Here is an 11,398-nt window from a genome sequence, read left to right as displayed (position 1 = left end):
ACGCTGGCCGAAATAATGGCGAACCATGCAGCCGCCGTTCGTGTCGAATGGATCGGGCTGCGGGCCGAACGATTGGCTGAGATTGATGTCGTCCATGTAGCCGAAGTGAATGCGGCTGGTTTGGTTGGTGATCATGGGCGGGCCGGGAAACGTGCGGTGACAATGATCCAAGCAGAACATCTGCTGGTCATTGCGGCTTTGACGGCTCGCGAGACAGTTGCGCCGGAAGAGCTACGTAGAAACTTCGTAATCTCAGGCATCAACCTACAAGCCTTGCGCAAGGCGCCGCTTCATATCGGTGAGTGCACCCTTCAAATCGAAGGTCCATGCCCGCCCTGTTCCCGCCTGGAAAAAGTGCTGGGCCATGGCGGTTATAACGCTATGCGAGGCCACGGTGGATGGTACGCCAGCGTTGTTTCCGGCGGGCAAATCAAGATTGGTGACGCCGTCCGACCTTAGGCAGGTGTGCTGAGGAGCTCCCCGATTTTCAAGGCGCGCATCGGGTTCCCATCGACCTTCAGCTTGCGCGTCATGAACGCCGTCGCTGGGTTTTGTTCGCCCATCGAGATCTCGTAAAAGACTTGTGCCTTCGCCGTCAGAGTGATGTCGGCGTCTTGATCGCTTTCGATCGCGCCGTTTTCGTCAACGTAGAATGTCGCGAACTCCGGCATCTCCAACCGGACACTTCCTTTGATACGATCTTTTGCCCGCGCGCTGATAACGTCGAGCATGGCTTTGGGTGTGAGTGTGAGTGTGGTCATAAAGGTCTCCTGTCGCGCCAGAGGGTCATGACAGGAGGGGGATGTCTACTATGACGTTGGGTCTCGACTAGTTCGCCGCCTTTGCCATCCGTTTCCGCTCGTGCGGATCGAGGTAGCGCTTGCGGAGGCGCACGGCATTGGGCGTGACCTCTACCAGCTCATCGTCGTCAATATAGGCGATCGCTTCTTCAAGGCTCATCCGTACCGGCGGCGTCAGGCGGACCGCTTCGTCGGAGCCAGATGCACGCACGTTGGTGAGTTTCTTGCCCTTGAGCGGGTTCACTTCCAGGTCATTTTCGCGGCTGTGTTCGCCGATGATCATGCCTTGGTAGACGTTTTCCTGAGCGCCGATGAACATCTTGCCGCGTTCTTCGAGGTTCCAAAGGGCGAAAGCGACGGAGGTGCCGTTCTCCATGGAGATCAAGACACCCTGACGGCGGCCTTCGATCTTGCCTTTATGCGGTGTTGAGCCGTGGAAGATGCGGTTCAAAACGCCGGAGCCACGTGTGTCGGTCAGGAATTCTCCGTGATAACCAATGAGCCCGCGCGATGGTACATGTGCCACAATACGGGTTTTGCCAGCGCCGCCAGGGCGCATTTCGACGAGATCGCCCTTGCGCGGGCCAGTAAGTTTTTCGACAACAACACCGGTGTACTCATCATCTACGTCGATGGTGACTTCTTCGACCGGCTCCATCCGCTGGCCGTTTTCCTCGGTGTAGATCACCTGAGGACGCGAAATGGACAGTTCGAACCCTTCACGACGCATGTTCTCAATCAGAACACCCATCTGAAGTTCTCCGCGGCCCGAGACCTCAAACGCATCCCCACCGGGCGTGTCTTCGATTTTGATCGCGACGTTGACTTCGGCTTCTTTCAACAGACGCTCGCGGATCACGCGGGATTGCACCTTCTTGCCATCGCGACCAGCAAGCGGGCTATCGTTGATCCCGAAGGTGACGGTGATCGTTGGCGGGTCAATCGGCTGGGCAGGGATTGGCTCTTCGATGCTGACGTCGCAAAGCGTGTCCGCAACGGTCGCTTTGGTCATCCCGGCGATTGTCACGATGTCGCCAGCTTCGGCTACGGCAATGGGCTGTTGCATCAGGCCGCGGAAGGCTAGGATTTTACTGGCGCGAAATTGTTCGATCCGATCCCCTTCGCGGCTGAGCGCTTTGATCGTATCGCCCGCCTTGAGCGTGCCGCTTTCCACGCGACCTGTCAGGATACGGCCAATGAACGGGTCTGCGGACAGCGTTGTCGCCAGCATGCGGAACGGTTCATTCCGCGCGGCGATCTGGGCAGGGGCAGGGACGTGATCAACGATCAAATCGAAGAGCGCGTCGAGGTTTTCCCGCGGGCCGTCGAGATCGGAGTCACACCAGCCGGAGCGTCCGGATGCGTACATGGCAGGGAAATCCAACTGGTCGTCGCTCGCATCAAGGTTGGCGAAGAGATCGAACACCTCATCCAGTGCTTTGTCAGGATCGCCATCTGGTTTGTCGACTTTGTTGACGACGACAATCGGACGCAGGCCAAGAGCCAGAGCTTTGGACGTTACAAACTTGGTCTGCGGCATCGCGCCTTCTGCTGCGTCGACCAACAGAACCACGCCGTCAACCATGGACAAGATCCGTTCAACTTCTCCACCAAAGTCCGCGTGCCCTGGCGTGTCGACGATGTTGATCCGCGTACCCTTCCACTCAACAGAGGTACATTTGGCAAGAATGGTAATCCCACGTTCGCGTTCGATGTCATTGCTGTCCATCGCGCGTTCGGTGATGGCTTCGTTGTCGCGATAAACGCCTGACTGTTTGAGCAGCTCATCAACGAGTGTCGTTTTGCCGTGGTCAACGTGCGCGATGATCGCGATATTGCGGATATCCATAAGATCGTGCCTTCAAAGGGAGGTTTGAGCGCGCGCATAGCCTGTGAGGCGCGCGATGGCTAGCCCTGAAATGTTGGCAGGCCGGCCCTTCGGGGAGAGTTTTTCGGCCAAGATGAGAGCGCTTTTGTGATCTTAACTGTCTTAGATCAAATTTATCGCGCGACGTATCGGTCTTTGCGGTGGTTCAGGCCAATGATGATGTTGGTAGCGACCGCGCCGATAAGCGACCAGAAGACCAGATCGATGGGTAGGATGAATACTGCGACGAGAAAGAGGCAAGCATCAAAAGCCAACTGCGTCCAGCCAGCTTGCCAACCTGTTTTGTCCTGAAGATAAAGAGCCATCACGCCGATCCCGCCGAGGGAGGCTCCATGCCGGAAAACGATCATCAGACCCAATCCGCTACAGGCGCCGGCAAGGAGCGCTGCTAGTGCGGTTGGAACGCTGTCAAGAACGATCAGGTCGGAAAACAGTTCTGACAACACTGAAAGCATCAGGACAACTGCAAAGCTTTTGATGGTGAACCTTGGGCCAAGTCTCAGCCACCCGAAAATGTAGAAAGGGAGATTGAGAACAAAGAACCAGACGCCAAATGAGGTTTCTGTCACATAGCTCAAAAGAACGCCCAACCCAGCGGTCTGGCCTGTTATTAATCCCGCAAAATTCAAAAATTGAATTCCGAGAGCGCACATCGACGTTCCGACAAGAAAGGCCAAGAGATCCTCATGCCATTTATGGTTTATCGATTTATGAGGTTCGGCCATTTACCGGCAATCTCGATTTAAGCAACGACACTTGGCAGAGGCAAACTGTCAAAGATTACATTGCCGCCTGCAGGTTCTCATCAATCTTCTCAAGGAACCCTTCGGTGGTTAGCCAACCCTGATCCGGCCCAACAAGCAATGCAAGGTCTTTGGTCATGTAGCCGCTCTCAACCGTGTTGATAATCACTTTCTCAAGTGTTTCCGCGAATGTTCGCAAGGCTTCGTTATCGTCAAGTTTGGCGCGGTGCTTTATCGCCCCGGTCCACGCGTAAATGGATGCGATTGAGTTGGTGGAGGTTGCTTCGCCGCGTTGATGTTGGCGATAGTGGCGGGTTACCGTCCCGTGCGCGGCTTCGGCTTCGACGACTTTTCCATCGGGTGTCATCAGTTGTGACGTCATGAGGCCAAGCGAGCCAAACCCTTGCGCGACGGTGTCCGATTGGACGTCGCCATCGTAGTTCTTACATGCCCAGACAAAACCACCAGACCATTTCATGGCAGAGGCGACCATGTCGTCGATCAAGCGATGTTGGTATTCGATACCAGCTTCGTCAAATTGCGCTTTGAATTCTTCTTGAAAGATTTGCTCAAAAATCAATAAGAACTGACCGTCGTATTGCTTGAGGATTGTGTTCTTAGTCGACAGGTAAACCGGCCAACCAAGACTAAGGCCATAGTTGAAAGACGCACGGGCGAAATCCTCGATGGATTTGTCGAGGTTGTACATGCCCATATAGACGCCGGAGGAGGGGGCGTCGTAGACTTCATGCTCGATCACGGTGCCGTCTTCGCCAACGAACTTCATGGTTAGTTTGCCAGGGCCAGGGAATTTCATATCCGTGGCTTTGTATTGATCGCCGAAAGCGTGGCGGCCGATCACGATGGGTTGTGTCCATCCGGGAACAAGGCGGGGCACGTTTTTACAGATAATTGGAGCACGGAATACGACACCACCTAGGATGTTACGAATTGTACCGTTGGGCGAACGCCACATCTCTTTCAGACCGAATTCCTCAACACGGGCTTCGTCTGGGGTGATCGTGGCACATTTCACCCCAACACCGATTTCCTTGATCTTTTCAGCAGCATCGATGGTGATTTGATCGTTGGTATCGTCACGCGCTTCGATGCCGAGATCGTAGTAGAGTAAGTCCACGTCGAGGTAAGGTAGGATCAGTTTCTTTTTGATGAAATCCCAGATGATGCGAGTCATCTCGTCTCCATCAAGTTCAACGATGGGGTTCTCAACCTTGATCTTTGACATGGTGTTCCCTCTTTAGATTTTGGCTACTGGAGGCGTATCGCAAATGTTGGAATAGGGGAAGTAAACCTTCGTAGCAGCACAGGCATTTTGTGGGAAAATGGGGGTGGCGAAGATGGTAGGCCCGGCAGGACTTGAACCCGCAACCAAAGCGTTATGAGCGCTCTGCTCTAACCAATTGAGCTACAGGCCCGCCACGCTGCGTGGGTAGCATAATCACCACGACCGTCAAGAGAAGAGCGAAGGGGATGCAGTGGCGCCTTTGCGCGGTTGCGAAGCGCCGTTTCATCCGCTAGGTCAGCCGCAATCGAGAGGGGATCGTCGATGACACAGAATGGGCTGACTTACGCGGACGCTGGCGTTGATATCGATGCCGGAAACACGCTTGTTGAGCGAATTAAGCCAGCGGCAAAGAAGACCGCACGTTCAGGCGTTATGGCCGGGCTTGGCGGTTTTGGGGCGCTTTTTGACCTGAAAGACGCTGGCTATTCCGATCCGATCCTTGTCGCAGCGACAGACGGTGTGGGGACAAAACTGCGCATCGCAATCGATACTGGAAATGTCGACACCATTGGGATCGATCTTGTCGCTATGTGCGTCAACGATCTGGTCTGTCAGGGTGCTGAGCCGTTGTTTTTTCTCGACTACTTCGCCACTGGCAAGCTCGATCTCGATGATGCCACGCGGATTATCGAGGGGATCGCTGCGGGCTGCGAGATGTCGGGCTGCGCGCTGATCGGCGGTGAAACCGCGGAGATGCCTGGGATGTATGAGGCTGGCGATTTCGATCTTGCCGGCTTCTCGGTTGGCGCGATGGAGCGGGGCGCGGATTTGCCGCGTAACGTTGCCGCGGGAGATGTCTTGCTGGGCTTGGGGTCCAATGGCGTTCATTCGAATGGCTATTCTCTTGTGCGCCATATCGTAGATGTCTCTGGTCTGAGTTGGAGCGACGACGCTCCTTTCACGGACGAAACACTTGGCGCAGCATTGTTGGCGCCCACACGTCTATACGTGAAGCAAGCTTTGGCCGCGATCCGGCGGGGCGGAGTGCATGGGTTGGCTCACATTACCGGTGGTGGCTTGACGGAAAATTTGCCACGCGTTTTGCCTGAGGGATGCGGCGCATCGATTAAGTTGGATGCATGGTACTTGCCGCCGGTGTTCAAGTGGTTGGCTCAGGTTGGTGGTATGGCAGAAGCTGAGATGCTGAAAACGTTCAATGCGGGGATCGGTATGGTGCTGGTTGTTGAGGCGGCGAAGGCGGATGACCTGACCGAACTGCTGACCGAAATGGGCGAAGCAGTTTATCGCATCGGTGAAGTCACCTCAGAACCAAACATGACCTATTCCGGCACTCTGCTATGACCAAACGCGTTGCCATCCTTATCTCGGGTGGTGGGTCCAACATGGTGACACTCGTCAAGGCGATGCGGGCAGGGGGATATGGCGAGCCGGTTCTGGTTGGGTCGAACAGACCGGATGCGGGTGGTTTGAACAAGGCAGCGGAGCTAGGTGTTCCGACCGTTAGCATCGATCATAAAGCCTTTGGCAAAGATAGACGCACTTTCGAGGATACGCTGCACGCGGCACTTATGGACGCTGCTCCAGATGTGATCTGTCTCGCGGGTTTCATGCGCGTATTGTCTGGTGATTTCATTACGCCTTGGGAAGGGCGGATGCTCAACATTCATCCGTCTCTCTTGCCCAAATACAAGGGCCTAGACACCCACCAGCGGGCTTTAGATGCGGGCGATAACGAACATGGCTGCACGGTCCACGAAGTGACCGCCAAGCTGGATGACGGCCCGATTTTGGGGCAGGCGATAGTATCGGTTCGAGCAGGTGACTCAGCTGACGATCTCGCGGCGCGCGTTTTGGAACAAGAACACAAACTCTACCCAGCAGCCCTAGAGCGGTTTTTGAGCAAAAACGCAAAGACAGTGACAATTGACGCACGCGACCGTTCTTGATCCATAAACTATGGGCAGACGCGCTTTTCATTGGCTTTGCCCTAGCTTATCAAAAGTGAAAGAGAAAAAGCTGAAAAGGCCGCACAGGGTTTTATGAAAATCATTACAACGACCGAAGCGTTGCAAGAGTTCTGTAACGAGGCTGCAAGGCGCCCCTACGTCACGGTGGATACAGAGTTCCTGCGGGAGCGGACCTACTACTCCAAGCTGTGTCTGGTTCAACTGGCCTATAAGGACGACGACTCTCAAGACGCTGTTTTGGTTGACCCATTGGTGAAGGGCCTGTCATTGGAACCGCTTTACGAGCTGTTCAAAGACGTGGGTGTGGTCAAAGTTTTTCATGCTGCGCGACAAGATTTAGAGATTTTCTTTGTTGATGCCGGCCTCATTCCGACGCCTCTTTTCGACACACAGGTCGCGGCAATGGTCTGCGGATTTGGTGATCAGGTCGGGTACGAAACCCTGGTGCGCAAAATAGCGCAGTCTTCATTGGATAAGTCGTCCCGCTTTACAGATTGGTCACGCCGGCCGCTTTCCGATGCGCAACAAAAATACGCCCTCGCTGACGTGACACATCTTCGGGATATCTATGAATTCTTGTCTGAGAAATTGGATAAGTCTGGCCGGAAGAAATGGGTCGCGGAAGAAATGGCCGTTTTGAACGACCCAGCGACCTATCAGGTTGATCCTGATGAGGCGTGGAAAAGGGTGAAGACTCGCACTAATTCGGGCCGTTTCCTTGCTGTTGTGCGTGAACTAGCGCGGTTCAGAGAAACCTATGCGCAATCCAATAACGTGCCGCGGAATCGGGTCTTCAAAGACGATGCATTGGTGGAATTGGCATCGACCAAGCCTGAGAACGAAAAGGACCTCAGCCGATCTCGATTGCTTCTTCGCGAAGCCAGAAAAGGGCCGATTGCCGACGGTATTATGGAGGCGGTGAAGGCTGGGTTGAATGTACCGAACGACGCGCTGCCGAAACCAGACCGTAGCCGCGAGAAATTGCAGGTGAACCCGGCTATCGCAGACATGCTCCGCGTGCTTTTGAAAGCTAAGGCGGAGCAGGAGGGCGTCGCTCAGAAACTGATTGCCTCGTCTCAAGACCTTGATGTTTTGGCGGCTGGCGGTCGCGATATTCCGGCGCTCAAAGGGTGGCGTGGAGAAGTCTTTGGCAAATCAGCCATTGAGCTGTGCGAGGGCCGTGTCGGCCTTGCCGTTGACGGGTTGAAAGTTGTGACTGTCGCGCGTTAACGCCGCGAAATGCGCGAGTTTTGAGATCCCTGCACCTGAATTGACCGGATTTGCGACAGCAACTGATTGTCGACCAGATATGCCGCCGTGATCTGGCGCGGCTCTCTTTGCGCGGTTGTCGCTGTTGCTGGTGTCTGAACGCGGAATGCGAGGTTTAGAACGCCGTTCTCGATGGATGTCGGAACCAATTCAGCGTTGAATTGAGATGGCGCCGTCGTCGTACCTGTCGCGCGCACGATGGCTCCGTCAGGTGTGCGGTCGACAGAAAGATCGACGACAGAACCTATCAGAGTACGGGCATCAATTACGCGATCACCAGCGTTCTCTGGCACCAATGGCCTGAGAACTACCGTTCCGTCTTCATTTGCGACAGTCTCTGATCCGCCAAACCAATTGAGGGGGTTGAACCAAGATTGGGAGATTTGGGAACACCCTGCGACCGCCAAAGATGCAGCTAAAACCATCGGCAATACTGGACGCATCGCAAACCCCTTCATCGTTCATTGCAAAATGGGTAGCCCAAGTGGGGCGCTATGAAAAGCCACGACTGGACCTTTCTGGTTTTGCGTCCTAGATCAAACGAACGAAATGATGGAGCAGACCCATGGCGACAGCCGCTTTCGAAGAAATCGCGGAAGACTTTGAATTCCTTGATGACTGGGAAGATCGCTATCGTCATGTCATCGACATGGGCAAGGCGATGGAACCCTTGGATGATGCTTTGAAAGTCTCGGTCACGAAAGTTGATGGATGTGCATCGCAGGTCTGGCTGCACCCAACGATTGAGAATGGCGTCTTCTCGTTCAAAGGGGACAGCGACGCGATGATCGTACGTGGTTTGATTGCAGTATTGGGCGCACTTTATAACGGCGTACCGACAGCCGAGATCGGAGGCATTGATGCCCATGCAGAGCTTGGCCGGTTGGGACTGAACGATCACTTATCTGCACAAAGATCGAACGGCCTGCGCGCGATGATTGAGCGGATCAGGCAGGTTGCCAGCGCTTAGAGGGTTTTGAGCGTTGTTTCGAGATCGCCATATCCGGTGTAGCGATACTCATAGGTAAGGCCCATTTTTTCCGCATAGCTTTCGGCCAATTTCTGAAGGTCTGGATCGTCCAATTGCGCCTGATAGACCAGTTTTTCGTAGTTCCCAAAGTACATATCGCGCAATTCCGGGTGGCGATCGAGGCCCAGTGGCTTCCAAACAAACGCGTTGAACTGGCGAACAAGAAAATCCGTTAGATAGAAAGCGGTCAGTTCATCGCGTGCTTCAAAAGCGTCGTTGCCTTCGAAAAAGCTATAGCAATGCGGGCCTTTGACCATGCCGACCCCGAGTTCCTGACAGGCCGCTTCAAGAAGGCCGCCTGTGCCGCAATCTGCGTAAACAACAAAGATGGAGTCGTAGTCGTCATTGTATTTTGTCACGGCCTCTTTGATGGCGGGCACAATGCGCTCCGGATGATTGTGGTAGATCGCGGGCAGGCACTGAAGATCGAGATGGGACAATCTGTTCTGCTGCTGCACCGCGATGATCTCACGCGCCAAAGCTCCGCAAGCCAATAGCAGCACACGACCGTCGCCAGTTGCGTCGAGTCCTTGTGTAGTCAGTTCTTCATCGCTTGCTTGCATAATGGCTGGATCGCCGATCTAGGACTACGTTCTAATCCTTAGCTTGATCGTTTTCTGTGGTTTCATGGCGCTTGGAAGCGACTCGTAACAGCAAAGAACCGGCCAAGGCCAATGCACTGAGCACAGTCAGACCGAGGATTGGGCTAACTGATACCGGCGATACGAGGCTTGTCGCGACCCATACCGTGAAGGCAGCGGCGCTGATCACATTGACAAGGATTAAGAACAGTACGTTTAGCGGCATAAGGCATCTCCTGTGTCCTACAGATAGGTGCTCCTTTCATTTGATTCTAGCTAAGAAAACTAAGCGCCCCGGCAGCAATTGCGGGAGAAATCAAGCCTAGGAAAGTCTTGGCATGTTTTAAGAGTGAATCGTCGAGTAGCTCATGAAACCCCCCGCCCCGATGGGCCGCATTGATTATTGCAGAGAATTTCTCCTGGTTCGCACCCATTTCGCCTTCGCGGAGATGCCAAAGTTGATCGATGTGTTTTTGTTTTTCGGTTTTCTTCTTAGGTGCAGCTGGCGGATCCAAGAGAACAAAACCATCCTTATTCCCTTTGATCTGCAGTTTTGGCGATGGTTTTGGGCTGGAAACAAATGGCGCCAAACCACTGGTGGGAACTGTATAGACCAGCATCAAAACCAACGTGAATCCGGTGCCAATGGCAATTAACCATCCTTCGGATAGGTCAGCGAGGGCGGTTCTTAAGTCATCGGTCGCATTCAAGTCGGCGCTTAGGGAAGACACTACCAGACCGACGTAGATGATGAATAAAATATAGCCGATACCCAGAACGCGGGAAAGCAGTGCAACGAGTTGAGTAGAGGTCGCGGCGGTCAGTCCATTGTCGAGGTAAGGGGGGACTGGAACCTTGGCAGGCCAGGTCGCAGTTGTTTGGGCCTGATTAGAAACAACAATTTTTGGTGGGTTTGGATCATCGCCGAGACCGAATAAAGCAATGTCGATCAATCCTTTTAGGTCGAAATGTTCTGATAGGTTCTCCTTAAGCGTTTTCACATGCAACGCGATTTCTGCCGCATCTGGATAGTTGTGTCTGTATGCTGCGACACCAAATGACGTCACAAACGTGAGCGCCGTGATTTGAGCGGCGGTGAGTGAAAAGATCACAAGACCGTATGCCTCATGTGGCAATTCGAGGATGCTTGGCAAATCGAGAATGCGATGGAAGCCGATCATAAACACAGCAAATGTTAATATCGACAGTTGAATCGAAATGTTTAGCGGGTAACGAATCCTAGAAAGTCTGTGACCGACAGGAAAGAGATTTTGCCAGTGCCGTCGGACGATCCGCACTTGATAGATCCAAATCATCATAAGGATAACGTTGGTAAAGATACCTGACGCGACCAAAATATACTCACCACGCTGTGCTGCGTGAATACGAGCAATTTCCGCCTTTTCCGCGTCGCTAAGTGACGTTTCTAGCTCTTCCAAATTTGTGTTCTACGGACAGCAATAGAGCAGGCGAAAGCCCAGTTTCTATTTGCTCTTGAGCGGCCAAAATTTTCGCCTCTATTTCAGCAATTTTGTTATCTGTTTGACTTGATCGTAATTCTTCAATTTGTGCGTTTTCTTCTAACCGTTCATCGACAAACCAGAAAATGAAAGCCGTGAAGATCCAAGGGAGAATAGCGAAGCAGGCCCATCCCAAACAGTGCAATAGGAGCGACGATTCGGAGAGGCGTTCTTTGCGCGTGATGGATGATTTGTAACTGGTGACAAATTTCTTGGCACGAGCCGTGTCGGCGACGTCCAAGGTAATGACTTTGGGAGGCAACGACATAAAAAAACCTCAAATAGGGTAATGAGGCCGCAATCTTCGTATTCTGTCAATAAAAAAGGGCGGCT

General features: G+C 53.5%; 14 protein-coding genes and 1 tRNA gene. 5 read left to right on the top strand and 10 right to left on the bottom strand.

The features are described from left to right. The first annotated feature begins 15 nt into the window (after window positions 1-15). Window positions 16-459 carry an MOSC domain-containing protein gene (locus BUA85_RS04095; RefSeq protein ID WP_072899521.1) on the top strand — a complete coding sequence of 148 codons (444 nt, stop codon included), beginning with the start codon at window positions 16-18 and terminating at the stop codon, window positions 457-459. Here the strand turns inward: BUA85_RS04095 and BUA85_RS04090 are convergent. The 5 genes from BUA85_RS04090 to BUA85_RS04070 form a co-directional block, all read right to left on the bottom strand. Next, complete coding sequence (locus BUA85_RS04090; protein ID WP_083526173.1) at window positions 456-761, bottom strand: SCP2 sterol-binding domain-containing protein; 306 nt, start codon at window positions 759-761, stop codon at window positions 456-458. The genes BUA85_RS04095 and BUA85_RS04090 overlap by 4 nt on opposite strands. A 67-nt stretch (window positions 762-828) precedes the next feature. Further along, complete coding sequence (gene typA / locus BUA85_RS04085) at window positions 829-2,649, bottom strand: translational GTPase TypA (RefSeq protein WP_072899519.1); 1,821 nt, start codon at window positions 2,647-2,649, stop codon at window positions 829-831. A gap of 152 nt (window positions 2,650-2,801) precedes the next feature. Next, entirely contained in the window at window positions 2,802-3,413 is a 612-nt protein-coding gene (locus BUA85_RS04080) for a YitT family protein (protein WP_072899517.1), read from the bottom strand. A 55-nt stretch (window positions 3,414-3,468) separates the two neighbouring features. Continuing rightward, window positions 3,469-4,677 carry an NADP-dependent isocitrate dehydrogenase gene (locus BUA85_RS04075; protein WP_072899515.1) on the bottom strand — a complete coding sequence of 403 codons (1,209 nt, stop codon included), beginning with the start codon at window positions 4,675-4,677 and terminating at the stop codon, window positions 3,469-3,471. A gap of 113 nt (window positions 4,678-4,790) precedes the next feature. Then, window positions 4,791-4,867, bottom strand: a tRNA-Ile gene (locus BUA85_RS04070). Window positions 4,868-4,998: 131 nt separating this feature from the next. On the opposite strand from BUA85_RS04070, the gene purM reads away from it, so the two are divergent. The 3 genes from purM to rnd all read left to right on the top strand — a co-directional run bounded on the left by purM (window position 4,999) and on the right by rnd (window position 7,895). Beyond that, a complete protein-coding gene (purM, locus tag BUA85_RS04065; protein ID WP_072899513.1) occupies window positions 4,999-6,039 on the top strand; it encodes a phosphoribosylformylglycinamidine cyclo-ligase in 1,041 nt (346 codons plus the stop codon). Beyond that, a complete protein-coding gene (gene purN / locus BUA85_RS04060) occupies window positions 6,036-6,644 on the top strand; it encodes a phosphoribosylglycinamide formyltransferase (protein WP_072899511.1) in 609 nt (202 codons plus the stop codon). Before purM ends, purN begins: the two co-directional genes overlap by 4 nt. A 93-nt stretch (window positions 6,645-6,737) precedes the next feature. Next, entirely contained in the window at window positions 6,738-7,895 is a 1,158-nt protein-coding gene (gene rnd, locus BUA85_RS04055; RefSeq protein WP_072899509.1) for a ribonuclease D, read from the top strand. Here the strand turns inward: rnd and BUA85_RS04050 are convergent. Beyond that, on the bottom strand, window positions 7,892-8,377 hold the full coding sequence (locus BUA85_RS04050; protein WP_072900404.1) for a hypothetical protein: 486 nt from the start codon (window positions 8,375-8,377) through the stop codon (window positions 7,892-7,894). The genes rnd and BUA85_RS04050 overlap by 4 nt on opposite strands. 122 nt (window positions 8,378-8,499) lie before the next feature. Between BUA85_RS04050 and BUA85_RS04045 the strand changes: the two genes are divergently transcribed. Then, window positions 8,500-8,904 carry a SufE family protein gene (locus BUA85_RS04045; RefSeq protein ID WP_072899507.1) on the top strand — a complete coding sequence of 135 codons (405 nt, stop codon included), beginning with the start codon at window positions 8,500-8,502 and terminating at the stop codon, window positions 8,902-8,904. Here the strand turns inward: BUA85_RS04045 and BUA85_RS04040 are convergent. The 4 genes from BUA85_RS04040 to BUA85_RS04025 are packed head-to-tail and all read right to left on the bottom strand — an operon-like array spanning window position 8,901 to window position 11,333. Further along, entirely contained in the window at window positions 8,901-9,527 is a 627-nt protein-coding gene (locus BUA85_RS04040) for a DUF1638 domain-containing protein (protein WP_072899505.1), read from the bottom strand. The two genes, BUA85_RS04045 and BUA85_RS04040, sit on opposite strands and share 4 nt — an antisense overlap. A 31-nt stretch (window positions 9,528-9,558) precedes the next feature. After that, complete coding sequence (locus BUA85_RS04035; protein WP_072899503.1) at window positions 9,559-9,771, bottom strand: hypothetical protein; 213 nt, start codon at window positions 9,769-9,771, stop codon at window positions 9,559-9,561. A 46-nt stretch (window positions 9,772-9,817) separates the two neighbouring features. Next, window positions 9,818-10,984 (bottom strand): hypothetical protein, encoded by a 1,167-nt coding sequence (locus BUA85_RS04030; RefSeq protein WP_072899501.1) that lies wholly within the window; start codon window positions 10,982-10,984, stop codon window positions 9,818-9,820. Next, window positions 10,959-11,333, bottom strand: coding sequence for a hypothetical protein (locus BUA85_RS04025; RefSeq protein ID WP_072899499.1), 375 nt, complete (start codon window positions 11,331-11,333; stop codon window positions 10,959-10,961). Before BUA85_RS04025 ends, BUA85_RS04030 begins: the two co-directional genes overlap by 26 nt. Window positions 11,334-11,398 lie beyond the last annotated feature (65 nt).

It is taken from the genome of Cognatiyoonia sediminum (assembly GCF_900129845.1).
Taxonomy (GTDB): domain Bacteria; phylum Pseudomonadota; class Alphaproteobacteria; order Rhodobacterales; family Rhodobacteraceae; genus Cognatiyoonia; species Cognatiyoonia sediminum.
Note: the sequence above shows the minus strand (reverse complement) of the source record. Positions and strands in the feature narration are given on the sequence as shown.

Coding starts and splice junctions, on each gene's coding strand:
- BUA85_RS04080 (WP_072899517.1), bottom strand. CDS start 3,413: ATGGCCGAACCTCATAAATCGATAAACCATAAATGGCATGAGGATCTC.
- purM (WP_072899513.1), top strand. CDS start 4,999: ATGACACAGAATGGGCTGACTTACGCGGACGCTGGCGTTGATATCGAT.
- BUA85_RS04035 (WP_072899503.1), bottom strand. CDS start 9,771: ATGCCGCTAAACGTACTGTTCTTAATCCTTGTCAATGTGATCAGCGCC.
- typA (WP_072899519.1), bottom strand. CDS start 2,649: ATGGATATCCGCAATATCGCGATCATCGCGCACGTTGACCACGGCAAA.
- purN (WP_072899511.1), top strand. CDS start 6,036: ATGACCAAACGCGTTGCCATCCTTATCTCGGGTGGTGGGTCCAACATG.
- BUA85_RS04095 (WP_072899521.1), top strand. CDS start 16: ATGGCGAACCATGCAGCCGCCGTTCGTGTCGAATGGATCGGGCTGCGG.
- rnd (WP_072899509.1), top strand. CDS start 6,738: ATGAAAATCATTACAACGACCGAAGCGTTGCAAGAGTTCTGTAACGAG.
- BUA85_RS04050 (WP_072900404.1), bottom strand. CDS start 8,377: ATGCGTCCAGTATTGCCGATGGTTTTAGCTGCATCTTTGGCGGTCGCA.
- BUA85_RS04075 (WP_072899515.1), bottom strand. CDS start 4,677: ATGTCAAAGATCAAGGTTGAGAACCCCATCGTTGAACTTGATGGAGAC.
- BUA85_RS04040 (WP_072899505.1), bottom strand. CDS start 9,527: ATGCAAGCAAGCGATGAAGAACTGACTACACAAGGACTCGACGCAACT.
- BUA85_RS04090 (WP_083526173.1), bottom strand. CDS start 761: ATGACCACACTCACACTCACACCCAAAGCCATGCTCGACGTTATCAGC.
- BUA85_RS04025 (WP_072899499.1), bottom strand. CDS start 11,333: ATGTCGTTGCCTCCCAAAGTCATTACCTTGGACGTCGCCGACACGGCT.
- BUA85_RS04045 (WP_072899507.1), top strand. CDS start 8,500: ATGGCGACAGCCGCTTTCGAAGAAATCGCGGAAGACTTTGAATTCCTT.